Annotated in this window: 23 protein-coding genes and 1 pseudogene; 12 read left to right on the forward strand and 12 right to left on the reverse strand. The window is 72.7% G+C overall.

Going from position 1 to position 21,686, the window contains the following annotated elements; genetic code table 11:
* Positions 1-67: 67 nt before the first annotated feature.
* Positions 68-760, reverse strand: coding sequence for a L,D-transpeptidase family protein (locus tag ACTVZO_RS25885; RefSeq protein WP_443300633.1), 693 nt, complete (start codon positions 758-760; stop codon positions 68-70).
* Positions 761-859: 99 nt separating this feature from the next.
* A complete protein-coding gene (locus ACTVZO_RS25890) occupies positions 860-2,143 on the reverse strand; it encodes an MFS transporter (protein WP_443300634.1) in 1,284 nt (427 codons plus the stop codon).
* Positions 2,144-2,241: 98 nt separating this feature from the next.
* Between ACTVZO_RS25890 and ACTVZO_RS25895 the strand changes: the two genes are divergently transcribed.
* Positions 2,242-3,180, forward strand: a complete 939-nt coding sequence (locus ACTVZO_RS25895; RefSeq protein ID WP_384216614.1) for a LysR family transcriptional regulator — start codon at positions 2,242-2,244, stop codon at positions 3,178-3,180.
* 44 nt (positions 3,181-3,224) lie between these two features.
* Here ACTVZO_RS25895 and ACTVZO_RS25900 read toward each other — a convergent pair whose 3' ends face one another.
* On the reverse strand, positions 3,225-4,241 hold the full coding sequence (locus ACTVZO_RS25900; protein ID WP_443300635.1) for a LuxR C-terminal-related transcriptional regulator: 1,017 nt from the start codon (positions 4,239-4,241) through the stop codon (positions 3,225-3,227).
* A 174-nt stretch (positions 4,242-4,415) separates the two neighbouring features.
* Here ACTVZO_RS25900 and ACTVZO_RS25905 point away from each other — a divergent pair, with 174 nt between their 5' ends.
* Complete coding sequence (locus tag ACTVZO_RS25905; RefSeq protein ID WP_443300636.1) at positions 4,416-5,621, forward strand: ATP-grasp domain-containing protein; 1,206 nt, start codon at positions 4,416-4,418, stop codon at positions 5,619-5,621.
* On the opposite strand, the gene ACTVZO_RS25910 is transcribed toward ACTVZO_RS25905, so the two are convergent.
* Together ACTVZO_RS25910 and ACTVZO_RS25915 are read right to left on the reverse strand one after the other, a co-directional pair.
* The gene (locus ACTVZO_RS25910) at positions 5,594-5,971 is read right to left on the reverse strand and encodes a cupin domain-containing protein (protein WP_443300637.1); all 378 of its coding nucleotides are present in this window, start codon (positions 5,969-5,971) and stop codon (positions 5,594-5,596) included. The two genes, ACTVZO_RS25905 and ACTVZO_RS25910, sit on opposite strands and share 28 nt — an antisense overlap.
* Positions 5,972-6,064: 93 nt before the next feature.
* Positions 6,065-6,799: an alpha/beta hydrolase gene (locus ACTVZO_RS25915; protein ID WP_443300638.1), complete on the reverse strand. Its 735-nt coding sequence runs from the start codon at positions 6,797-6,799 to the stop codon at positions 6,065-6,067.
* Positions 6,800-6,912: 113 nt separating this feature from the next.
* Here ACTVZO_RS25915 and ACTVZO_RS25920 point away from each other — a divergent pair, with 113 nt between their 5' ends.
* The 3 genes from ACTVZO_RS25920 (at position 6,913) to ACTVZO_RS25930 (ending at position 9,341) form a co-directional block, all read left to right on the forward strand.
* Positions 6,913-8,061 (forward strand): adenosine deaminase, encoded by a 1,149-nt coding sequence (locus ACTVZO_RS25920; protein WP_443300639.1) that lies wholly within the window; start codon positions 6,913-6,915, stop codon positions 8,059-8,061.
* Positions 8,062-8,200: 139 nt separating this feature from the next.
* Positions 8,201-8,446, forward strand: coding sequence for a hypothetical protein (locus ACTVZO_RS25925; RefSeq protein WP_362308239.1), 246 nt, complete (start codon positions 8,201-8,203; stop codon positions 8,444-8,446).
* Positions 8,447-8,579: 133 nt separating this feature from the next.
* A complete protein-coding gene (locus ACTVZO_RS25930) occupies positions 8,580-9,341 on the forward strand; it encodes a hypothetical protein (RefSeq protein WP_443300640.1) in 762 nt (253 codons plus the stop codon).
* Between the two features lie 51 nt (positions 9,342-9,392).
* Here ACTVZO_RS25930 and ACTVZO_RS25935 read toward each other — a convergent pair whose 3' ends face one another.
* From ACTVZO_RS25935 to ACTVZO_RS25955, 5 genes are all read right to left on the reverse strand, one after another.
* Positions 9,393-9,593 (reverse strand): PspC domain-containing protein, encoded by a 201-nt coding sequence (locus tag ACTVZO_RS25935; protein WP_443300641.1) that lies wholly within the window; start codon positions 9,591-9,593, stop codon positions 9,393-9,395.
* 63 nt (positions 9,594-9,656) lie between these two features.
* Positions 9,657-10,229 carry a VanZ family protein gene (locus tag ACTVZO_RS25940; RefSeq protein ID WP_443300642.1) on the reverse strand — a complete coding sequence of 191 codons (573 nt, stop codon included), beginning with the start codon at positions 10,227-10,229 and terminating at the stop codon, positions 9,657-9,659.
* Positions 10,230-10,323: 94 nt separating this feature from the next.
* A complete protein-coding gene (locus tag ACTVZO_RS25945) occupies positions 10,324-10,968 on the reverse strand; it encodes a PH domain-containing protein (protein ID WP_443300643.1) in 645 nt (214 codons plus the stop codon).
* A 25-nt stretch (positions 10,969-10,993) separates the two neighbouring features.
* A complete protein-coding gene (locus tag ACTVZO_RS25950; protein ID WP_443300644.1) occupies positions 10,994-11,617 on the reverse strand; it encodes a class F sortase in 624 nt (207 codons plus the stop codon).
* Between the two features lie 102 nt (positions 11,618-11,719).
* Complete coding sequence (locus tag ACTVZO_RS25955) at positions 11,720-12,676, reverse strand: hypothetical protein (protein ID WP_443300645.1); 957 nt, start codon at positions 12,674-12,676, stop codon at positions 11,720-11,722.
* 254 nt (positions 12,677-12,930) lie between these two features.
* On the opposite strand from ACTVZO_RS25955, the gene deoC reads away from it, so the two are divergent.
* From deoC to ACTVZO_RS25970, 3 genes are read left to right on the forward strand one after another with little or no spacing between them, the layout of a single operon-like run.
* Positions 12,931-13,893 carry a deoxyribose-phosphate aldolase gene (gene deoC, locus ACTVZO_RS25960; protein ID WP_384216745.1) on the forward strand — a complete coding sequence of 321 codons (963 nt, stop codon included), beginning with the start codon at positions 12,931-12,933 and terminating at the stop codon, positions 13,891-13,893.
* 5 nt (positions 13,894-13,898) lie between these two features.
* Positions 13,899-15,335: an aldehyde dehydrogenase family protein gene (locus ACTVZO_RS25965; protein ID WP_443300646.1), complete on the forward strand. Its 1,437-nt coding sequence runs from the start codon at positions 13,899-13,901 to the stop codon at positions 15,333-15,335.
* Positions 15,328-16,224 (forward strand): aldehyde dehydrogenase family protein, encoded by an 897-nt coding sequence (locus tag ACTVZO_RS25970; protein ID WP_443300647.1) that lies wholly within the window; start codon positions 15,328-15,330, stop codon positions 16,222-16,224. The genes ACTVZO_RS25965 and ACTVZO_RS25970 overlap by 8 nt, the downstream gene beginning before the upstream one ends.
* A 56-nt stretch (positions 16,225-16,280) precedes the next feature.
* Here ACTVZO_RS25970 and ACTVZO_RS25975 read toward each other — a convergent pair whose 3' ends face one another.
* The gene (locus ACTVZO_RS25975; protein ID WP_443300649.1) at positions 16,281-16,625 is read right to left on the reverse strand and encodes a hypothetical protein; all 345 of its coding nucleotides are present in this window, start codon (positions 16,623-16,625) and stop codon (positions 16,281-16,283) included.
* Positions 16,626-16,782: 157 nt separating this feature from the next.
* Between ACTVZO_RS25975 and ACTVZO_RS25980 the strand changes: the two are divergent.
* Positions 16,783-17,380: pseudogene (locus tag ACTVZO_RS25980) on the forward strand (uridine kinase family protein).
* Between the two features lie 234 nt (positions 17,381-17,614).
* Here the strand turns inward: ACTVZO_RS25980 and ACTVZO_RS25985 are convergent.
* The gene (locus tag ACTVZO_RS25985; RefSeq protein ID WP_443300650.1) at positions 17,615-18,310 is read right to left on the reverse strand and encodes a SigE family RNA polymerase sigma factor; all 696 of its coding nucleotides are present in this window, start codon (positions 18,308-18,310) and stop codon (positions 17,615-17,617) included.
* Between the two features lie 194 nt (positions 18,311-18,504).
* On the opposite strand from ACTVZO_RS25985, the gene afsQ1 reads away from it, so the two are divergent.
* Genes afsQ1 through ACTVZO_RS26000 form a run of 3 tightly spaced genes read left to right on the forward strand, consistent with a single transcriptional unit; the run spans position 18,505 to position 21,291 of the window.
* Positions 18,505-19,182: a two-component system response regulator AfsQ1 gene (afsQ1, locus tag ACTVZO_RS25990; RefSeq protein WP_063754818.1), complete on the forward strand. Its 678-nt coding sequence runs from the start codon at positions 18,505-18,507 to the stop codon at positions 19,180-19,182.
* Positions 19,179-20,663 (forward strand): ATP-binding protein, encoded by a 1,485-nt coding sequence (locus ACTVZO_RS25995; protein ID WP_443300651.1) that lies wholly within the window; start codon positions 19,179-19,181, stop codon positions 20,661-20,663. The genes afsQ1 and ACTVZO_RS25995 overlap by 4 nt, the downstream gene beginning before the upstream one ends.
* A complete protein-coding gene (locus ACTVZO_RS26000; RefSeq protein ID WP_443300652.1) occupies positions 20,647-21,291 on the forward strand; it encodes a hypothetical protein in 645 nt (214 codons plus the stop codon). Before ACTVZO_RS25995 ends, ACTVZO_RS26000 begins: the two co-directional genes overlap by 17 nt.
* Positions 21,292-21,686: the final 395 nt, after the last annotated feature.

Consider the following 21,686-nt stretch of genomic DNA (forward strand, 5'->3'; position numbering starts at 1 on the left):
GGTCCACTCCTTCGGAACCTACCGGAGGGGTCTGACAACGGCAGCCGCAGCGGCCGCGCGCCACGGGTCACGTCCCCGGCTTGCGCCCGTACACGTAGACGTCCTCGCCCTTGCCGAGCAGGTTCCAGTACGCCTTGGCGTCGGCGGACCGCATGTTCACGCACCCGCCCGAGCCGGGCGGGTTCCACATGCTCTTGGTGGTCGAGTGGAAGGCGATGCCGCCGTCGAAGAACTGCGCGTACGGCATCGACACGTCGTAGACCGTCGACCAGTGGTCGATGCTGCGGAGGTAGATCCTCTTCAGGCCGGTCCGGGTCTCCGTGCCGTTCTTGCCGGTGCGGACCGGGACCGGACCGTACTTCAAGGCGGCGCCGTCCTGGATCCAGCTGAGCTGCCGCGTCAGGTCGACGCAGGCGATCCGCCCCCGGTTCACCGGGCAGTTGCCGGCCCTGTTGGGCGTCTTGCCCGCCGCCCGCTGGGCCAGGATCGTGCTCATCGTCTGCCAGGTCAGCGGTCCCGCGTACCCCTGCGTCGGGGTGATCCCGTGGCGCGCCTGGAACGCCCTGGTCGCCGTGCAGTCGGCCGCCGACTGCCGCCCGTCCACCGGCCGCCCCAGGAACTGCTCGACCTGCCGCTGGTACGGCCCGGTACCGAGGTTGCAGGAGGCGGCCCCGGCCGGCCCGCCCCCCGCGACCACCAGCGGCAGCGCCAGCACCACCGCCCCGCCGAACACCGCCGCCGCGCGCGTGCGCGTCCCCATGGCACCCTCCCCTTTTCGCCCCGCAATGCGTTCTCCGTGTTGAATGCCCGGAAAACCCTGCGAGTTACGTGCGGGAGAGACGTATTTCCGACTGGTCACTCAGCGCACGGCAGCGGCCGAAGCCGGCACGCGCCGCTCCGCGCGGGCCGCGTGGGACCCGTACAGCGTGATCGATACGACGCCGAGCACGGCCAGCAGCGCGATGCCCACCGTGGCCGCCCACCCCGCCGAGTTGTAGGCGAGGGCGCCCAGGGTGCCGCCCGCGCTGGAGCCCAGGTAGTACGCCGACTGGTAGAGCGCGGAGGCCTGCGCACGGCCCGTGCGCGCCGTCCGGCTCACCGCGGCCGAGGCCACCGCGTGCCCCGCGAAGAAGCCCGCCGTGATCAGCACCAGCCCGAGCAGGATCGCCGCCAGGGAATCCGAAAGCGACAGCAGCAGCCCGAGCGCGGTCGTGGTCACGGCCAGGTACAGCGCGCCGCGCCGCCCCGCGCGGGCCACCAGCTGCCCGGCCGCCGCCGAAGAGGCCGTACCGACCAGGTAGATCAGGAAGATCGACCCGACCACGCCCTGCCCCAGAGAGAACGGCTCGTCCACCAGCCGGTAGCCGATGACGGTGTACACGGCGCCGAACACGGTCATGAACAGTGCGCCGATCCCGTACAGCCGCAGCAGCAGCGGATCGCGCAGGTGACCGGTGACGGTACGGCCCACCGCGCGCGGGTTCAGCGACGCCGGGCGGAAGAACCGCGCCCTGGGCAGCAGCACCAGGAAGGCCACCGCGCAGGCCAGCGCCATCAGCCCGACGGCCAGCAGACCGGCCCGCCAGCCGCCGAGCTGCGCTGCCCAGCCGGTGACGAGGCGGCCGCTCATGCCGCCGATGGAGTTGCCCGCCACGAACAGCCCGATCGCCCCGACCAGGGCCTTCGGCTTGACCTCCTCCGCCAGGTACGCCATCGCGGAGGCCGGGATGCCGGCGATCGCCGCGCCCTGGACGGCCCGCAGGGCCACCAGCCACTCCAGGTTCGGCGCGAAGGGCACCAGCAGGCCGATGCCCACGGCCACGACCATCGACCAGGTCATCATCCGGGTGCGCCCGAAGCGCTCGGACAGCGCGCTGAGCGGCAGCACGAACAGGGCGAGCGCCCCGGTGGCCGCGGACACCGTCCAGCTGGCCTGACCCGCCGTCGCCCCGAAGCCCTCGGAGATCGCGGGCAGCAGCGCCTGGGTGGAGTAGAGGAGGGCGAAGGTGGCGAGTCCGGCGGCGAAGAGCGCGAGGCTCATCCGGCGGTAGCCGGGGCGGCCGGGGGAGCGCGGTTCGGGCTGCGGCGACGACGGGGTGGAGGCACCTGTGATGACAGGTGCCCCGGTATGAACGGGAGGCATACGTCGAAGGTAGGCCGGTCATTTTGATGCGTCCAATGCACGGATTCGCGATAATCGATCCCCTCACGCATCAGCACAGCTCAGGGCGGCGCCTGTCAATGAACCGTTACGAAGAAGACGCGTCCGTGACACGTCTGCTGGCCCCCCGCCTCGCGTACTTCGCGGCCGTGGCCCGGCACGAGCACGTCACCCGGGCCGCCCACGAGCTGGGCGTCCCCCAGTCGACGCTGTCCCGGGCCATGGTCCGCCTCGAACAGGACCTCGGGGTCACGCTGTTCGCCCGCAAGGGCCGCAACGTCGCCCTCACCACGGCCGGCCGCACCTTCCTCGCCTCCGCCGAACAGGCCCTTGAGGGCATCGCCCGCGCGGCCGAGTCCGTCCAGCAGGACGCCGACCCGGCCTTCGGCAAGGTCGCCTTCGGCTTCCTGCACACCCTGGGCCCCGAGACCGTACCGGGCCTCATCCGGGCCTTCCGCGCCGACCATCCGCGCGTGCGCTTCTCCCTGGTCCAGAACTACGGCGAGGCCATGCTGGAGCGGCTGCGCGCCGGCGAACTCGACCTCTGCCTCACCTCGCCGCTGCCCGACGCCCCCGACCTGGTCGCCCGCCGGCTCGACGAGCAGCGGCTGCGTCTGGTCGTCCCCGACGACCACCGCCTCGCGGGCCGCAAGCGCATCCGCCTCGCCGAGGCCGCCGAGGAAACCTTCGTCACCCTGGAACCCGGCTACGGCCTGCGCCGCATCACCGACGACCTGTGCGCGGAGGCCGGGTTCACCCCCAGGGTCGCCTTCGAGGGCGAGGAGGCCGAGACCCTGCGCGGCCTGGTCGCCGCCGGGCTGGGCGTGGCCCTGCTGCCACCGCCGGCCGTGGCCCGCCCGGGCGTCGTCGAGCTGACGGTCACGGCCCCGCGCGCCGTCCGCGAGATCGGCCTGGCCTGGCTGGACGGCCACCCCGACACCCCGCCGGTGGCCGAGTTCAAGCGCTTCCTGCTGTCCCGCCGCGGCCGCCTGATCCCCGAACTCGAACCGCCCGCCTAGTGACCTGAGTCGGAGATCTACCAGGAGATCTCCGACTCAGGTCACTAGTCCCCGGTTCCGCCCCCGGAGGCGACCGGTGGCGGAGGGGCCAGCAAGTAGCCCGCCTGGAAGCGGGACTTGGCCCCGATGGCCCGCATGATCTCCGCGATGTGCCGCTGGCAGGTCCGCTCCGACATGCCCAGCCTCCGCGCGATCACCTTGTCCTCCAGTCCCTCGGACAGCAGCCGCACGATGGTCTGCCGCAGCTCGTCCGAGATCGACCGGGCCGCCTCCGGGCTCACCGTCGTGGGGAACGGCTCCGCGCCCAGCCAGGACCGCTCGAAGGCCCCCCGCATGAAGTGGACGACGTTCGGCTCGCGCACCACCAGCGCCGCCCCGCTGCGGTCCGGGACGGCCATCAGGCCCGTGTGGTCGTCGAAGACCAGCATCCGCATCAGCCCGTCGCCCAGCGTCCGTACCTGCGCGCCGAGGGCCGTCACCCGTTCGACGTACGCCGCCGTGGGCCGCGAGTACCGGGCCGTGTGCTGGTAGAGCGTCCGCATCCGGACCCCGCGCGCCAGCAGCGACTCGTCCCGGCCGATCGACTCCTCCAGGGTCTCCAGCGGCCGCCCGCCGCCCGGCTGCGAGGTCAGCAGCTCCCGCTCGCACGCCGCGACCAGCTCCGCGATCAGCCCCCGAACCGCCCCGAGGTCCGTCACCAGCTCCAGGCGGCCCGAGCCGCTCAGGTCCCGGTGCGCGGTCCCCGCCTCGTACGCCGGCACCAGCGCCTCCAGCCGCCCCCGCAGCCGGTCCATCTCGTCATGGGTCTCCCGCACGAGCTGCGTCAGCGGGGCCAGTGCCCGCGCCGCGGCCGCCCGGGGCGCTACGGCGCTCCACCGGTCGGGCCCGCCGCCGGGCGCCCGCTGGAGCAGGTGCGCGGCGGCCAGCTCCGTGATCGCGGCGGCGGCGCGCACCCCCAGGGCCTCGGTGGCCTCGGCGGCGTCGAAGGCGTGCCGTTCGGCGGCGTACGCGTAGAGGCGCCGGGCCGCGGGGCTCAGTGCTTCGGCTTGATCGGCTGGCATATGCCTATTCGTCCCGGCCTGTGTCTGTTCGTAAACCCCTCGTATTCCCGCAAGGCGGCAAGACGACCCCTGTCAGGCCCCCTTCGGCATATGCCGAAGGGGGCACAGTGGTCGCACGGCGTGAGGGGGGAGCGCGGCATGCGGCAGGGGACACCCAGTGATGGACGGGGGCCCGTGGCTGTCCTGCTGAGCCCGCGACCCGCCGTGGTGGCGGCCGCCCGCCGTGCGGGCGCCCGCACCGTGGTGGTCGCGCCGGATCCATCGGTGCCATCCGACCGTGAGGGGGCGGAGCGGCGGGTACGGACGGACTGGCGCGACCACCGGCACCTCGTCGGGGCGGTCGGCCGGATGGAGGCGGTGCGCCGGGGCCGCGCCGCCGTCTTCGGCTTCGACGCCGCCGGAGCCTTGGCCGCCGCCCGCGCCAACGAGGAACTGGGCCTGCCCGGCACCCCCACCGCCGCCGTCACCGCCCTCATGGACAAGGCCTCCCTGCGCGCCCGCTCCAACACCCTGCACCCGGGCCGGCCCGTCTCCTTCGCCCGCTGCTCCCGCGCCGAGACCCTCCCCTTCGTCGCCACCCTGATCGGCTACCCCTGCGTCATCAAGCCCCGGGCGGGCGCCGAAGGCGAAGGGGTCCGGCTGGTGCGCGACGAGGCCGAGGCGCGGGCCGCCGCCCGCGGCTACCCGGAGATCACCGACCTGCTCGTCGAGGAGTACCTCGAAGGGCCGGAGATCGCCGTCGAAGCCCTCTCCCGCGGCGGCCGGCACCGCGTCCTGGGCTGGACCCGCCGCCTCACCGGCCCGCGCCTCACCGCCACCGGCCACGACCTGCCGGTCGCCCTGGACCCCTCGACGGCGGAGGCCGTACGGGCCCTCGTACGGGGCGTCCTCGACCTCGCCGGACACCGCGACGGCCCCTCCCACACCGAGGTCATCCTCACGGCGCGCGGCCCCCGTCTCGTCGAGGCCCACGCCCGCCCCGGCGGCGAGGAGTTCGGCAGGCTGCTGCGGATCGCCCACGGCACCGACGTGCTCGCCCTCGCGCTCGCCGCCGGACTGGGCCTGCCCGAGCCCGTGCGCACCCCGCGCGCCGCGTACGCCGGGCTGCGGTACGTGGACTTCCCGCCCGGCCGCGGACCCGGCGGGGTCCGGCCGGGCATCGCCGCGGCGCGGGCCGTGCCGGGGGTGGTCCGCGTCCAGCTGGAGATCCCGCCCGGGGCCACGGTCCGCCGCGCCCCGACGGGCGGCCTGCACCACGCCTACGTCCTGGCCACCGCCCCGACCTCGGGCGCACTGGCCCGCATCCTGGACCGGGCCGCCGGTCTGATCCGCCCGGCGGATCGGCGGATCCGTCAGCCCGAGGGCTTCGGCTTCGCGTAGTCGGCGAAGCCGGTCCAGTCCAGGGTGACGCAGGGCTCGTCGCCCAGGACCCAGGCGTCGTGCCCGGGAGGCACCCGCATGTAGTCGCCGGGGCCGAACTCGGCGCTCTCCCCGTCGTCCATGACGACCTTCATCCGGCCGCTCACCACGTACCCGGTGTGGTCGGCCCGGCAGCTGTCCGTCCCGGCCAGCGGCTTGACGTGGTCCGACCACTTCCAGCCGGGCTCGAAGGTGGCGCGCCCGAGGGCGGTGCCGCTGCTCGTCTCCAGCAGGTCCAGCCTGCCCTTGCCGTCGACGAACGGCCGGGTCTCGTCGGGCTGGTCGAAGCTCTTCGACACCATTGCGGCCATGGTCCATCGCCTCCGGGAGGAGAAGGTCCCGAGTCCACTCCCCACGGTACGCGCCATGGCCTCGTCGTACCGCGCCCGCGCGGGGCCCCGGCCTCAGCGGCGGAGCGAGCGCCCGTAACCGGAGGCCAGCGGCATGCGCAGGCCCAGCGGCGGGGGAGCGGCAAGAGCGTCGGTGACCGGCCGCGAGTACCGCCCCGAGCACACCGCGCCGAGGACGAAGTCCACGGCCAGCGCCACCACTTCCGGCTGGTGCTCGCGCAGTCCGTGCCCGTCGGAGTGGACCTCGAACCGGCACGTGGAACGGTTCGCCTTCTTGGCCCGGGCCGCCAATTGGAACGACGCCTCCGGATCGCTGCGCGCGTCGTTCGTGCCGTGCACGATCAGCACCTGCCGCCCCGACAGCTGCTTCACCGGTTCCGGCGAGTCCGCCGCGGCCGCGTCCCCTAAACAAGGGGCGAGCGAGACCACCGAGTTGACGGCCGCGTGGCCCGCCGCCCGCAGCGCGGCCAGGCCGCCCGCGCCGTACCCGGCCAGGCACACGGGCACGTCCCCGTACCGCCGTACCGCCTCGTCCGCCGCCCACCCCGCCTGCTCCTCGCGGGAGGCTCCCCCGCCGTGGATGACGGTGTGCGCGACCAGCCCTTCCGTACCGCCCGCCCGGGCCAGCGCGCGCCCGAGCGGGCGCAGCGGGCCGGGGGAGAATCTGGACGCTCCGGGAAGCAGGAGCACCACCCCGTTGACCGGGCTTTCCGTCGAACCCGAGCCGGTTCTCGCGCCGGCTGCCCGCCCCAGGCGGGCCCCGCGCACCGGCGGCGCATGCTGTGCCATGGCGGAACAGTCTCAGACGCCGAGGTGTACGACATCCGTCCGTGCGGTCTCTGTTACATATCGGCGCACGCGGTCGGCACCCGCTCTACGCGCGTAGGAGCTAGAGTGCCCAGATGACGAGCGAGACCCCCAACCTGCCGACCCCGGATCAGATCCGCCGCTCCCCGAAGGTGCTCCTGCACGATCACCTCGACGGTGGGCTGCGCCCCGGGACCATCATCGAGCTGGCCCGCGACGCCGGCTACGAGAACCTCCCCGAGACCGACGCCGACAAGCTCGGCATCTGGTTCCGGGAAGCCGCCGACTCCGGCTCCCTGCCGCGCTACCTGGAGACCTTCGCGCACACCTGCGCGGTCATGCAGACCAAGGCGGCCCTCTTCCGGGTCGCCGCCGAGTGCGCCGAGGACCTGGCCGAGGACGGCGTCGTGTACGCCGAGATCCGCTACGCCCCCGAGCAGCACCTGGAAGCCGGCCTGACCCTCGAAGAGGTCGTCGAGGCCGTGAACGACGGCTTCCGCGAGGGCGAGCGGCGTGCGAAGGCCAACGGCCACCGCATCCGCGTCGGCGCCCTGCTGACCGCGATGCGCCACGCCGCCCGTGCGCTGGAGATCGCGGAGCTGGCCAACCGCTACCGCGACAACGGCGTGGTCGGCTTCGACATCGCCGGCGCCGAGGCCGGGTTCCCTCCCACCCGCCACCTCGACGCGTTCGAGTACCTCAAGCGCGAGAACAACCACTTCACGATCCACGCGGGCGAGGCCTTCGGCCTGCCGTCGATCTGGCAGGCCCTGCAGTGGTGCGGCGCCGACCGCCTCGGCCACGGCGTGAAGATCATCGACGACATCGAGGTCGCCGCCGACGGCTCGGTGAAGCTGGGCCGCCTGGCCTCGTACGTCCGGGACAAGCGCATCCCCCTGGAGATGTGCCCGACCTCGAACCTCCAGACCGCCGCGGCCGCCTCGTACGCCGAGCACCCGATCGGTCTGCTGCGGAAGCTGCACTTCAGGCTCACGGTCAACACCGACAACCGCCTGATGAGCGGCACCAGCATGAGCCGCGAGTTCGAGCACCTCGTGGACACCTTCGGCTACACGCTGGACGACATGCAGTGGTTCACCGTCAATGCGATGAAGTCGGCGTTCATTCCTTTCGATGAACGACTGGCCATGATCAATGAGGTCATCAAGCCCGGTTACGCGGAGCTGAAGTCGGAGTGGCTGTTCCAGCAGACCGCTTCCACCAGCGGTTCTGTCTCGGTGTAGGCCATGGCATGACGTACGGAAAGCGCCCGGGAGGAGCAATTCCCGGGCGCTTTCTCGTATTTGATGATGTTTGCGGGCGGGGGTTTGAAGTGGCTAGCTTTCGGAGCCGCTCAATTCCCCGTCGCAAGGACACGTTTTCATGAAGCAGTCAGCTGCCAAGATCCTCGGTACCGCCGCTCTCGGTGCCGCGTTCGCCGCCGTCGCCGCGGGTACCGCCTCGGCCGTTCCGGCCGTCGGCCTCACCGACGCGCTGGGCACCGCCACCGGAGCGCTCCAGGGTGTGACCAGCCAGCAGCAGATGAACTCCGAGGAGGGCGGACCGAGCGACCCCACCAAGGCCGTCACCGGCCTGCTGGGCCCCGTCACCGGTGCCCTCAACGGCTGACGCTGTCGCAATGCGAACGCGCCCACGGCGGTCGCACACCTCTTCGACGGAGTGTGTGCGCCGCCGTGCGGTGTGTCACGATCGCCACCAACTGCCCGCCGACATCCGCGGTATGAGGTCCTTGGTCATGCGCATGAAGGTACGAGCGACCGTGGTCGCGCTGCTCCCCGCCCTGCTGCTCGCCGCGGTCGGATGCGGCTCGAACAGCCCCGACAGCGCCCCGCCGGGCAAGGGCCCAGATCCCAAGGGGTCCGCGAGCCCCGCCTCCGGCGCGCCCGGCGCCCCCGCAGCGACGCCCGGCGGCTCCGCCGCGCCCAAGAGCGGCGGCACCAAGGCCGAGCGGTCCGCGCTGGAACAGGGCGACCTGCCCGGCTACCAGATCTCGGCGCAGGGCAAGAACCCCGGTGCCCCGGACGGTCAGCCGCAGGCCGACAAGAAGGCCTGCCAGCCGCTGGCCGACATCATGGGCGACAAGCCGGACCCGGCCGCGCGCGAGACCGTCAACCGCGGCGTCGGCTCCCAGAAGCAGGTCGGGCTCGCCGTCTCCGCCTCCGTCAGCTCGTACACCGAGAGCGGGGCCAAGGCGCTGATCGCCCGCCTCAAGGCCGCCGTGCCCGCCTGCGGTACGGGCTTCACGGCCACCGTCGAGAAGCAGACCGGCAGCTACCGCGACGTGCGCGCCGCCGACTACCGCACGTCCGGCGACGAGAGCGTCAGCTGGACCACGACCGCCGCCGCCCAGGGCGTCTCGGCGCAGGTCCACCTGGTCGTCGTGCGCGAGGGCGACACCATCGTGCGGCTGATGGCCCTCAACGTCGCCGCGGCCCAGCAGAGGACGCAGGTGCCGCAGGAGGTCGCCGACAAGCAGCTGGAGAAGGTCCAGAAGGCCGGCTGATCCCGGCCGGCCGACGGGCCGTCCGGACCGGCCCCGGCCCGCGGGCGCGGGCTACCAGGCGGTGGAGGCGGACTTCTCGTTCGGCAGGAGCAGCCACAGCGCCAGGTAGATCAGGAACTGCGGGCCGGGCAGCACGCACGAGATGACGAATATGACGCGCATCGTGTTGGCGGAAATTCCGAAACGCCGGGCCAGTCCGGCGCAGACGCCGCCGATCCAACGACCGTCACGGGGGCGGACAATGGCGCTCATGGGGTTCTCCTTCACCGGGATCGCTGTTCTGCTGTTCTGAAGACCAGCTCAGCTTGCGATGTCTCAATACTCCCGGGGAACCGCGGAGAGAACCTCGGTCCACGGACCGAGCCCGACCCTGGAAATTCTCGGGGTGGGCCCCTGATAAGCGGTGCGTGAGCGCCGGATCCGGGCCCGCAGAGCGGGTACGACGGCCGCGTGCGCCAGCAGCACGCCGACGGTGTTCAGCAGGACCGAGTCCACGTCGACGACCTGGCCCGGCACAGCGCTCTGGAGCATCAGGATGGACACCGAGACCAGTGCGCCCGCGGCCGCCGTCCGGGCCAGCGAGGACCACGCGGACAGCGCCGACGGCGCGACCCGCCCGCTGATCAGCGGCAGCAGCACACCCAGCGGGGCCAGCAGCGCCAGCCCCTCGCCGATCCGGCGGGCGCCCTCCAGCGGCCCCTGGGCGAGATCCGCCCGGATCCCCTCCAGGAGAGTCAGGTTCGCGGCCTCGGCCCAGGGCACGTCCAGTGGTCGCAGCGTCAGCCAGCCGACGACCAGGAGGTGGGCGGCCAGCAGGACGACGCCCAGGAGCCGGAACCGGAGATGAATGGCGGTGGCGGCGCTGCCGCCGGCCTCATGACGCTGCACACCTGCGAGGACGCACCGGCCGGTAGCGCTGGTTCCGCCACGGAAGGGGTGTGGTGGGGAGCACGTGCGCGGGCACGTACGAGGGCACGTACGGTCAGGACGTCGCGAGGAGCACGATCAGCAGTACCGCGCCGGCCACGGCGGGCGCGATGATCTCGTACGACCACTGCACGCGCACGCTGCCCTGGGCCCCGGCCCGCGAGGCCCCGCGCTCGGCCAGCTCCCGCAGCTCGTCCACGACCTTGTCGGCGCCCGCCCGCTGCGGCTCGGCCGGCGTCTGCGGCTTCGCGCCGTCCGGGGCGGACGCTCCGCGGCCGGTGAGCCCGCCGCGGCGGCTGAGCTGGCCCCGGCTGGCCTTCTTGCGCTCCCGCAGCGAGACGGGGACCGACCAGAGCTGGTACTTCGAGCCCTCGGCCAGCACCTCCGCCGAGTACCCGGCGCGCACCGCGTCCACGGCCGCCCACGGCAGCTCGATGACCCGGAAGGGGTTCCGTACGCGCATCCGGTCGTCATTGGCGAACACGGCGGGACGGATCGTGAAGGCCACGATCAGCGGGACCACGCACAGCGCGAGCGCGAGGGCGACCCACGGGGTGTTCCCGGAGCCGCGCACCACCGCGTCCCCGCAGAGCCAGGCGGTCAGCGCGAGCAGCAGCACCCCGGTGACCACGGACGCGGAGGAGCGGTAGACCCGGTCGTCGTAGACGGGCTCGTCGGTCGGCTGCTGCTGGCTGCTCATGGGGCCGATTCTGCCCCACGCCGTCTCACCCCACGAGATCGGCGTACAGAATGATGTTGTCGGGCCGGTGGCCGTCGGTGATCCGGCCGCCGCAGGTGATGACGCGCAGCTCCGGCCGGTCCGTGTCCCCGTAGACCTTGTCGGTCGGGAACCGCTTCTTGTCGACCTGCTCCAGCTCGCGGACGCGGAAGACGGCGGTGCTGCCGTCGGCCCGCGAGACCGTGATCTCGTCGCCGGTGCGGACGCGCGCGACGTCCTTGAGGACGGCCGGGCCGCGGACGGTGTCGAAGTGGCCGATCAGCACGGCGGGGCCGGTCTCGCCGGGGGTGACTCCCTTGCCGTACCAGCCGATCTCGTCCCCCTCCGCGACGGAGGGCACCTCGACCGTGCCGTCGGCCGCCAGCCCCAGCGTCAGCAGCGGGGAGGCGTCCACTCCGGCCGAGGGGATCCGTACGCGTACGGGCGCGGCGGCGGGCATCGGGGCGGCCGGGGACGCGGCCGCGGGGGCGGTCGTGGGGGTGACGGCGGGCGGGGCGGCGTCCGGGGGCGGAGCGGCGGCCACCGGTGGGGTGGCTGCGCCGCCGCAGCCGGTCAGTGCGGCGGCGAGGAGGACGGCGGCGAGCAGCGGGCTGGCGGCGCGGTGGGCCATGGAGAGCTCCGGGGACGGCCTCCGGCGGGCCACCGGGTCGGTGGCCCGCCGGAGGAGGGGCAGCGGGAGGAGGCATGCGGGACGCCTGCGGGACGAGGGGCGTCAGTCCTGGGCGGCGCGGCGGCGGCGCAGGACCACGCTGGCACCCAGGGCCCCGAACGCGGCGATCAGGCCGGCGCCCGCCGCCACGGTGGTGGCGCCGCCGGTGTCCGCGGCGGCCTCGGCCGGAAGTTCGGCGCCCGCGGCGACCGGACCCTTGGGCACCACCGAGGTCTGGCCGGCGGTCTGCGGCTTCGCCGGGGCGGGCGCGGGGGTGGTGGGCTTCGTCACCGGCTTGTCGTCGGTGAACTGGTAGTTCGGCTTGCAGCCCTTGGGGAAGGCGGGGAACGGGGCCCGGCCCAGCTCGCTGCTGCCGCCCTGCGTCTTCCACTCCATGACGGGCGTGGCGCCGCTCGGGTTCACGATCCGGGCGATGATGCCCGCGGACTCCGGCAGCGAGGGGTGGGTGCGGTCCAGCTGGGCGAAGCCGCGGCCGTCGTCGCCGGAGTGGTAGAGGACCGCCTTCGGGCCCTGCTCGGAGACGTACAGCTCGGCGTTCACGCCCGCGCCCATGGACAGCCCCACCGGCCCCACCCGGCAGTCCGTGCTCGCCTCGCCCGCCGGCAGCGGGTACGACCGGCTGCTCCCGTCCCCGGCGGTGACGACGAGCACGGGGTGGGCGCCGGCGGCCTTGGTGAGCTCGAGGTCCAGGCCCTTGGCCTTGTCGTGGGGTGCGGTCCGGTCCAGCTTCGTCACGACGCGGACCAGGTAGGTGTCGCCGGGCTTCCAGTCCGGGCCGACTTCGCGGATCCAGGCCTCGGGGCCCTCCTGCTCGTTGCGCAGCACCGCGACCATGCCCTCGCCGATGTAGACCGGAGTGCCCTCGTAGCGGCTGCTGTCCGACGCCGCGGCGGTCTGCGGGGCCGCGGCGGGCGCCGCGAACGCGGCGCCGGCGGCCGGTACGAGCATCGCGCCCGCGAGGGCGGCGGTGACGATCGAGGTGCGGAGGGCGGTACGCATAACGACTCCTGGAGCGTGGGCGAGCAGGGCGGAGGAGAGTCGCATGCCGCGTCGGGTCTGTTCGGTCTGGTTCACCGGGTCAGGTGTGGCGGGCTGCTGAAAAGAAATCTAAGGATCTCGTACGACGGGAGGATCCGCCTCCTGTCATGGCCGCGTAACAGCGGCCGGAGGTGTCGATTCCGCACCGGAACCGGCCGATTCGGGGGGAGGGGGTGACAGGCCGCTACGCGCGTAGATATGCTCATGTGGTGACCATGCCCACCACCCTCACCGCATTCGCTGACGTGACGACGTCCGACAGTGCGCTGCGCCGCTTCCTGCACGGGCTGCCCGGCGTCGACGCAGTCGGACTGGAGGCCCGCGCGGCCGCCCTCGGCACCCGTTCGATCAAGACGACGGCCAAGGCGTACGCCATCGATCTGGCCATCTCGATGATCGACCTGACGACGCTGGAAGGCGCGGACACCCCGGGCAAGGTCCGGGCGCTCTCCGCCAAGGCCGTCAACCCCGATCCGACCGACCGTACGACGCCGATGACCGCCGCGGTCTGCGTCTACCCCGACATGGTGGCCACCGCGAAGGCGGCCCTGAACGGCGCCGACGTCAAGGTGGCCTCCGTCGCGACCGCCTTCCCGGCCGGCCGCGCCGCGCTGCCCGTCAAGCTCGCCGACACCCGTGACGCCGTCGCCGCCGGCGCCGACGAGATCGACATGGTCATCGACCGTGGCGCCTTCCTCGCCGGCCGCTACCTCGATACGTACGAGCTGATCAAGGCCGTCAAGGAGGCCTGCGTCCGCCCCGACGGCACCGCGGCCCGCCTCAAGGTCATCTTCGAGACCGGCGAGCTGTCGACGTACGACAACATCCGCCGCGCCTCCTGGATCGGCATGCTCGCGGGCGCCGACTTCATCAAGACGTCGACGGGCAAGGTGGGCGTCAACGCCACCCCGGCCAACACGCTCCTCATGCTCGAAGCCGTCCGCGACTTCAAGGCGCAGACTGGAATCCAGATCGGCGTGAAGCCGGCCGGCGGCATCCGGACCACCAAGGACGCGATCAAGTTCCTGGTCCTGGTCAACGAGACCGTGGGCGAGGACTGGCTGAGCAACCACTGGTTCCGTTTCGGCGCCTCCAGCCTGCTCAACGACCTGCTGATGCAGCGCCAGAAGCTGAGCACCGGGCGTTACTCCGGTCCCGACTACGTGACGGTGGACTGATCACCATGGGTTCTGTTTTCGAGTACGCACCGGCCCCCGAGTCCCGCTCGGTCGTCGACATCGCCCCCTCGTACGGGCTGTTCATCGACGGCGAGTTCACCGACGCCGCCGACGGCAAGGTCTTCAAGACCGTCTCCCCGTCGTCCGAGGAGGTCCTCGCCGAGGTCGCCCAGGCGGGTGCCGCCGACGTGGACCGCGCCGTCAGGGCCGCCCGCAAGGCCTTCGAGAAGTGGTCCGCGCTGCCCGGCTCCGAGCGCGCCAAGTACCTCTTCCGCATCGCCCGGATCATCCAGGAGCGCAGCCGCGAGCTCGCCGTCCTGGAGACCCTGGACAACGGCAAGCCGATCAAGGAGACCCGCGACGCGGACCTCCCGCTGGTCGCCGCGCACTTCTTCTACTACGCGGGCTGGGCCGACAAGCTCGACCACGCGGGCTACGGCGCGAACCCGCGCCCGCTGGGCGTGGCCGGCCAGGTCATCCCCTGGAACTTCCCCCTCCTGATGCTGGCGTGGAAGATCGCCCCGGCGCTCGCCACCGGCAACACGGTCGTCCTGAAGCCCGCCGAGACCACCCCGCTCTCCGCGCTCTTCTTCGCGGACATCTGCCGCCAGGCGGGCCTGCCCAAGGGCGTCGTCAACATCCTCACCGGATACGGCGACGCGGGCGCGGCCCTCGTCGAGCACGCGGACGTCAACAAGGTCGCCTTCACCGGCTCGACGGCCGTGGGCAAGAAGATCGCCCGCCACGTCGCCGGCACCGACAAGAAGGTCACCCTGGAGCTGGGCGGCAAGGGCGCCAACATCGTCTTCGACGACGCCCCCGTCGACCAGGCCGTCGAGGGCATCGTCAACGGCATCTTCTTCAACCAGGGCCAGGTCTGCTGCGCCGGATCCCGCCTCCTGGTCCAGGAGTCGATCCACGACGAGCTGCTGGACAGCCTGAAGCGTCGCCTGTCGACCCTGCGCCTGGGCGACCCGCTCGACAAGAACACCGACATCGGCGCGATCAACTCCGCCGAGCAGCTCGCCCGGATCACCGCGCTCGCGGAGACCGGCGAGGCCGAGGGCGCCGAGCGCTGGTCCCCCGCCTGCGAGCTGCCGTCCGCCGGCTACTGGTTCGCCCCGACGCTCTTCACGAACGTCACCCAGGCGCACACCGTCGCCCGCGACGAGATCTTCGGCCCGGTGCTGTCCGTGCTGACCTTCCGTACGCCCGACGAGGCCGTCGCCAAGGCCAACAACAGCCAGTACGGCCTGTCCGCGGGCATCTGGACGGAGAAGGGCTCGCGCATCCTGGCGGTCGCCGGCAAGCTCCGCGCGGGTGTCGTCTGGGCCAACACGTTCAACAAGTTCGACCCGACCTCGCCCTTCGGCGGCTACAAGGAGTCGGGCTTCGGCCGCGAGGGCGGCCGCCACGGCCTGGAGGGCTACCTCGATGTCTGAGTCGACGACCCGTCTGAACGTCTTCAAGACCTACAAGCTGTACGTCGGGGGCAAGTTCCCCCGCTCCGAGAGCGGCCGGGTGTACGAGGTGACGGACTCCAAGGGCAACTGGCTGGCCAACGCGCCGCTGTCCTCCCGCAAGGACGCCCGCGACGCGGTCGTCGCGGCCCGCAAGGCCTTCGGCGGCTGGTCGGGCGCCACGGCCTACAACCGCGGCCAGATCCTCTACCGCATCGCCGAAATGCTCGAGGGCCGCCGCGACCAGTTCGTGCGCGAGGTCGGTGAGGCGGAGGGCCTGTCCAAGTCGAAGGCCGGAGCCGTCGTGGACGCGGCCATCGACCGCTGGGTCTGGTACGCGGGCTGGACCGACAAGATCGGCCAGGTCGTCGGCGGGGCCAACCCCGTCGCGGGCCCGTTCTTCAACCTCTCCACCCCCGAGCCGACCGGTGTCGTGACCGTGATCGCCCCCCAGGACTCGTCCTTCCTGGGCCTGGTCTCGGTGATCGCCCCGGTCATCGCGACCGGCAACACGGCGGTCGTGATCACCTCGGAGAAGTCCCCGCTGCCCGCCCTCTCCCTGGGCGAGGTGCTGGCCACCTCCGACCTGCCCGGCGGTGTGGTCAACATCCTCTCCGGCAAGGCCGCCGAGATGGGCCCGCACCTGGCCTCCCACCAGGACGTCAACGCGATCGACCTGGCGGGCGCCGACGTCGCCCTGGCCAAGGAGCTGGAGATCGCGGCGGCGGACAACCTCAAGCGCGTCCTGCGTCCACAGCCTGTGGACGACTGGACCGCGGACCCGGGCACCCGCCGCATGACGGCGTTCCTGGAGACCAAGACGGTCTGGCACCCGACGGGGTCGCTGGGCTCGGGCGGGTCCTCGTACTAGAAGACCCCCAAGAACCGGCCCCGGCAGCATCCCCGCGCTGCCGGGGCCTTCTTCTCCTACTTCTTCAGAACCGGCCCGAGCAGCGAGGACGCGGCCGCCCCGGGCAGCTCGCCGACGGACGGACCCTGCGTGAGGATCCCCGTGACCATGGTGGTGCCGACGGCGGGGAAGTCGGCGACCCGGGTAGCGACGCCGTTGTCCAGCGGGTCCACACCGGTGTGGGCCAGCGGGTTCACCTTGAGGTTCGAGATCGGGTCGGTGACCCCGGCCAGCGCCGCCGGGACGTCGAGCTCACCGGCCTGGGCGCCGCCCGCGGCCATCGCGAGCGCGGCGCCCGCCATGGAGACGGTGAGGCCTGCGGTGCGCAACGGGGAGCTGTGCGGAGCTGCGTGACGTGCCATGGTTCCCGCCTGTGGTCGTAGTCGCGTGCGCACGCAGCGTAGTTGACGTGTGATCCTTGATACCAACCGGCCACCGGAGGGGTCCCCTACAGGGATTAATGGTTCAGACTGGTGTCCCGTGAGCTGTTCTTCTCCCCTGCCGACGCGCGTCGTGCTGCTGACCGGACCCTCAGGCTCCGGCAAGTCCTCGCTGGCGGCCCGTTCGGGGCTCCCCGTACTGCGCCTGGACGACTTCTACAAAGAGGCGGACGACCCGACCCTTCCGCTGGTCGAGGGGAGCTCGGACATCGACTGGGACTCCCCGCTGTCCTGGGACGCGGACACCGCCGTGGCGGCCATCGAGGAGCTGTGCGCGACGGGCCGTACGGAGGTCCCCGTCTACGACATCGCGACGTCCTCCCGGGTCGGGACGGAGGCGCTGGACATCTCCCGGACGCCGCTGTTCATCGCGGAGGGCATCTTCGCGGCCGACGTCGTGGCCCGCTGCCAGGAGCTGGGCTTGCTCGCCGACGCGATCTGCCTGCGGGGCCGGCCGTCCACGACGTTCCGGCGGCGGCTGGTGCGGGGATCTGCGGGAGGGGCGCAAGTCGGTGACGTTCCTGCTGCGACGGGGCTACCGGCTGATGCGGGCCGAGCGGGGCATCGTGGCCCGGCACACCGCGCTCGGCGCCCATGCCTGCGCCCGCGACGAGGCCCTCGGCCGGCTGGCCGCCGCCGCAGCCGGCCGCCACCGCCCGGCCACGACCCCGGCCTGACCCGATCCGGCCCCGCCGGCGTTCGAGGCACGGGGTGCGGGGCGGAGCCCCGGGTCCTCGAGCCGGATCCCGACGGGCCGCCGGACCCCGCGGACGCGGAAAGGCGGGACCAAGCGGACCCCCGGCCGCTTGATCCCGCCCGTTCCCCCCGCGGCCCCCGCCCCACCCCCGTGGGACGGGCCCCCTGGCCCGTTGGCTCGTGGTGTCCCGCCGTGTCCGTCCGGCCCCGCAGGGCTACGCGACGAGCTCCTCGAAGGACTCCGCCTCGTCGGCGCCGAAGCTCAGCGCCTCGTCCTCGCGCAGCCGCCGCAGCGACCGCCAGATGCTCGACTTCACCGTGCCGACGCTGATCCCGAGGATCTCCGCGATCTCCGGGTCCGTACGGCCCTCGTAGTACCGCAGGACCAGCATCGTGCGCTGCGGCTCCGGGATCCGGGACAGTGCCTGCCACAGGACCGCGCGCAGCTCCGTACCGCGCATCGCGTCCGTGTCCGAGGCCGTCTCCGGCAGTTCCTCCGTCGGGTACTCGTTCAGCTTCCGCCGGCGCCACGCACTGATGTGCAGGTTCGTCATCGTGCGGCGCAGGTACCCGCCCACGGCCGCCTTGTCGGTGATCCGGTCCCAGGCCCGGTACGTGGAGAACAGCGCGCTCTGCAGCAGGTCCTCCGCCTCGTGGCGGTCGCCGGTGAGGTGGAAGGCCGTCGCGTACAGGGCGGCCCGGCGCTCCCGGACGTACGCCGTGAACTCCGCCTCGGACGTCGAGGACGGCGTGCGCTGTGCGGGAACCGCCTGGTACTGCTTCGCGTCAATGGCTACGACGTGTGCCGGCCGGGGCCGGGATACCGCGACGTTACGGACACCCGCCCGGCGGTTCACATCGTGCAGCCGCGTGACAACCGCGCTGGTCGTGGTGCTGTGCAGCGTGTTCATCTCGCGCCCCCCGTCGTGGAGTCTGCTTCGGTCCGTTGCTGTGCTTCGGTTGTTGGTAGAAGCCTGCCCGGCCGACTTAACCGGGGTGTCCGCCGACTGTCACAGGCCTGTCACAGCGGCCGCCGCCGGACCCGTCCGGGACCGGGTGCCCCTGCCGGTCGAACTCCCGACTGCCGATGGGACAGAATGAGCCCGTGCCTTTCCTGTTGCTGATCGAGGACGACGACGCCATCCGCACGGCCCTCGAACTCTCCCTGTCTCGCCAGGGCCACCGTGTGGCCACCGCGGCGACGGGCGAGGACGGCCTGAAACTGCTGCGCGAGCAGCGGCCGGATCTGATCGTGCTGGACGTGATGCTGCCCGGGATCGACGGCTTCGAGGTGTGCCGGCGGATCCGGCGCACCGACCAGCTGCCGATCATCCTGCTCACCGCGCGCAGCGACGACATCGACGTCGTCGTCGGCCTGGAGTCCGGTGCCGACGACTACGTGGTCAAGCCCGTCCAGGGGCGGGTCCTCGACGCCCGCATCCGCGCCGTGCTGCGCCGCGGCGAGCGCGAGTCCAGCGACTCGGCGAGCTTCGGCTCCCTGGTCATCGACCGCGCCGCCATGACGGTGACGAAGAACGGCGAGGACCTCCAGCTCACCCCGACCGAGCTGCGGCTGCTGCTGGAGCTGAGCCGCCGTCCCGGACAGGCCCTCTCCCGCCAGCAGTTGCTCCGCCTGGTCTGGGAGCACGACTACCTCGGCGACTCGCGGCTCGTGGACGCCTGCGTGCAGCGGCTGCGCGCCAAGGTCGAGGACGTGCCGTCCTCGCCCACCCTGATCCGCACCGTCCGCGGCGTCGGCTACCGCCTGGACTCCCCGCAGTGATCCCGGCGCTGCTCGCGGGCCGGCGCTGGACCAGCCTGCGGCTGCGGCTCCTCGTCGTGTTCGCACTGGTCGCGCTGACGGCCGCGGTCTCCGCTTCGGGGATCGCGTACTGGCTCAACCGCGAGGCGGTCCTCACCCGTACCCAGGACGCGGCGCTCGGCGACTTCCGGCAGGAGATGCAGAACCGGGCCGCGGCGCTGCCCGCCGACCCGACCCCGCAGGAGATCCAGCGCACGGCCGAGCTGATGGCGGGCAGCAGCCCCGGCTACAGCGTGCTGCTGGTGCAGGAGGGCAAGGAAGGCCAGGTGTCCGGTACGGCCGGGCCCGACGTGTTCGGGCTGGGCGACGTACCGAAGTCCCTGCGGGACGCGGTCAACGACCGGCAGAAGACGACGGCGGCGAACGACTCCGAGTACCACATGTACTGGCAGCGGACGAAGCCCGGCGGCAATCCGTACCTGGTCGGCGGGACGCGGATCGTGGGCGGCGGACTCACCGGCTACATGTACAAGTCGCTCGCGCAGGAGCGGGACGACCTGAACGCGCTGGCCTGGTCGCTGACGATCGCGACGGGCCTGGCGCTGCTGGGTTCCGCGCTGCTGGCGCAGGCCGCGTCCCGTACGGTGCTCAAGCCCGTGCAGCGGCTGGGCGACGCGGCCCGGCGGCTCGGCGAGGGCGAGCTGGACACCCGGCTCGACGTGTCGGGGACCGACGAACTGGCCGACCTCTCGCACACGTTCAACAAGACGGCCGAGGCGCTGGAGAAGAAGGTCGCCGACATGAGCGCGCGGGAGGAGTCGAGCCGGCGCTTCGTCGCGGACATGTCCCACGAACTGCGCACGCCGCTGACGGCGTTGACGGCGGTCGCCGAGGTGCTGGAGGAGGAGGTCGACGACCTCGATCCGATGATCGCACCGGCGGTGGCGCTGGTCGTCAGCGAGACCCGGCGGCTCAACGACCTCGTGGAGAACCTGATGGAGGTCACCCGCTTCGACGCGGGCACGGCCCGGCTGGTGCTGGACGACGTGGACGTCGCCGACCAGGTCACGGCGTGCATCGACGCGCGGGCCTGGCTCGACGCCGTCGAACTCGATGCCGACCGGGGCATCGTGGCCCGGCTCGACCCGCGCCGCCTCGACGTCATCCTGGCCAACCTGATCGGCAACGCCCTCAAGCACGGCGGCTCGCCGGTGCGGGTGCGGGTGGTCGTCGAAGGGGACTGGCTGGTGATCGCGGTGCAGGACAACGGCCCGGGCATCCCCGAGGACGTGCTGCCGCACGTGTTCGACCGGTTCTACAAGGCGAGCGCCTCCCGGCCGAAGTCGGACGGCAGCGGGCTGGGCCTGTCGATCGCCGTGGAGAACGCGCACATCCACGGCGGAGACATCACCGCGGCCAACGGGCCCGGGGGCGGGGCGCTGTTCACGCTGCGGCTGCCGGTGGACGTGGGGAAGGTGATCTCGGGTGACCAGGACGCGTAGGGCTCTGCGGGCCGGCTCGGCACTCCTGGCCCTGTTGGCCCTGCCGGCCCTCGCGGGCTGCGGGATCAGGGCGACGACCGTACCGGTGGACGTGGGCGCGGCGCCCTCACGGGTGTCGTGCGACACCCCGGCGCAGCCGGCCGGGCAGGGCGGTGTGCAGGGCTTCCGGGCCACGGTGGAACTGGTCTGCGGCTCGCAGCTGGTGGGCGTGGAACGGGTGGTGCCGGTACCGGAGAAGCGGCCGCTGAAGGATCCCGTCGCGCTGGTCGTGCAGGCGCTGCTGGAGGCGCTGGAGAAGGCGCCGTCGGGTGAGGAGCGGGACGCCGGGTTCACCACCGGGGTGCCGGCGGGACTCACGGCGGGAGCGCCGAGGCCGGGCGATCCGGCGGGCACGGTACGGCTGAGCCGCAAGCCGGAGGACCTGCCGCCGGTGGCCCTGTCGCAGATCGTCTGCACGCTGGCGGGCAGCGAGGCGGTGTCGGCGGGGCCGGGACCGGTGGTGCTGGGCGGCCCGGACGCGGACCCGCCGCGGGCGTGGGAGTGCACGGACGCGGTCCGATCCCGCCCGGAGTCGGCCCCGACCCTGGGCGAACTGGTCCGCCCGAGCCCGACCCCGAGCCGTTCCTGACCCCGGCAAGCACCAGGCACGGCGCGGGCCCGCTATCTCCCCGTCGAGCCACCGGGGCCGGGCGGTGGTTGCCCCACCTGCCCCCGGTCAGTGGGCCGGTGCTCAGGGGAGGGCCGCGGGGTGCCCGACCGCACGACACGAGAACCAGCCCGCCCTGCGGAGCACCCAGACTGGCTACTCATCGGGCGCTTCTTCGAAGCTGTCGAGGAAGCGCTCCCATCCGACACGGGCACGGTCTAGAGGTTGCCGACTGGGCGCGGTCCCGACCTCCGGCCTCGGCCGGGGGCCGTCCGGTGCGGGTTGCTCGTGGATCGTGGTCATGGATCCTCCTGCCTTTCACACGGAGCGGCGTGGGACCAAGTCCAGCGCTTGGGGAGGTGCCACGGTTGCCGGGA

Origin of the sequence: Streptomyces sp. IBSNAI002 (assembly GCF_052244475.1) — a bacterium.
In the GTDB taxonomy this organism is placed as follows: Bacteria; Actinomycetota; Actinomycetes; order Streptomycetales; family Streptomycetaceae; genus Streptomyces.

What these genes read in the sequence shown, in the direction of transcription:
- ACTVZO_RS25985 (WP_443300650.1), bottom strand. Translation starts at nt 18,310, where the DNA reads ATGAACACGCTGCACAGCACCACGACCAGCGCGGTTGTCACGCGGCTG.
- ACTVZO_RS25915 (WP_443300638.1), bottom strand. Translation starts at nt 6,799, where the DNA reads ATGGCACAGCATGCGCCGCCGGTGCGCGGGGCCCGCCTGGGGCGGGCA.
- ACTVZO_RS25945 (WP_443300643.1), bottom strand. Translation starts at nt 10,968, where the DNA reads ATGAGCAGCCAGCAGCAGCCGACCGACGAGCCCGTCTACGACGACCGG.
- ACTVZO_RS25900 (WP_443300635.1), bottom strand. Translation starts at nt 4,241, where the DNA reads ATGCCAGCCGATCAAGCCGAAGCACTGAGCCCCGCGGCCCGGCGCCTC.
- deoC (WP_384216745.1), top strand. Translation starts at nt 12,931, where the DNA reads ATGCCCACCACCCTCACCGCATTCGCTGACGTGACGACGTCCGACAGT.
- ACTVZO_RS25930 (WP_443300640.1), top strand. Translation starts at nt 8,580, where the DNA reads ATGAAGGTACGAGCGACCGTGGTCGCGCTGCTCCCCGCCCTGCTGCTC.
- ACTVZO_RS25890 (WP_443300634.1), bottom strand. Translation starts at nt 2,143, where the DNA reads ATGCCTCCCGTTCATACCGGGGCACCTGTCATCACAGGTGCCTCCACC.
- ACTVZO_RS25965 (WP_443300646.1), top strand. Translation starts at nt 13,899, where the DNA reads ATGGGTTCTGTTTTCGAGTACGCACCGGCCCCCGAGTCCCGCTCGGTC.
- ACTVZO_RS25970 (WP_443300647.1), top strand. Translation starts at nt 15,328, where the DNA reads ATGTCTGAGTCGACGACCCGTCTGAACGTCTTCAAGACCTACAAGCTG.
- ACTVZO_RS25920 (WP_443300639.1), top strand. Translation starts at nt 6,913, where the DNA reads ATGACGAGCGAGACCCCCAACCTGCCGACCCCGGATCAGATCCGCCGC.
- ACTVZO_RS25910 (WP_443300637.1), bottom strand. Translation starts at nt 5,971, where the DNA reads ATGGCCGCAATGGTGTCGAAGAGCTTCGACCAGCCCGACGAGACCCGG.
- ACTVZO_RS25975 (WP_443300649.1), bottom strand. Translation starts at nt 16,625, where the DNA reads ATGGCACGTCACGCAGCTCCGCACAGCTCCCCGTTGCGCACCGCAGGC.
- ACTVZO_RS25895 (WP_384216614.1), top strand. Translation starts at nt 2,242, where the DNA reads ATGAACCGTTACGAAGAAGACGCGTCCGTGACACGTCTGCTGGCCCCC.
- ACTVZO_RS25925 (WP_362308239.1), top strand. Translation starts at nt 8,201, where the DNA reads ATGAAGCAGTCAGCTGCCAAGATCCTCGGTACCGCCGCTCTCGGTGCC.
- ACTVZO_RS25885 (WP_443300633.1), bottom strand. Translation starts at nt 760, where the DNA reads ATGGGGACGCGCACGCGCGCGGCGGCGGTGTTCGGCGGGGCGGTGGTG.
- ACTVZO_RS25950 (WP_443300644.1), bottom strand. Translation starts at nt 11,617, where the DNA reads ATGGCCCACCGCGCCGCCAGCCCGCTGCTCGCCGCCGTCCTCCTCGCC.
- ACTVZO_RS25955 (WP_443300645.1), bottom strand. Translation starts at nt 12,676, where the DNA reads ATGCGTACCGCCCTCCGCACCTCGATCGTCACCGCCGCCCTCGCGGGC.
- ACTVZO_RS25935 (WP_443300641.1), bottom strand. Translation starts at nt 9,593, where the DNA reads ATGAGCGCCATTGTCCGCCCCCGTGACGGTCGTTGGATCGGCGGCGTC.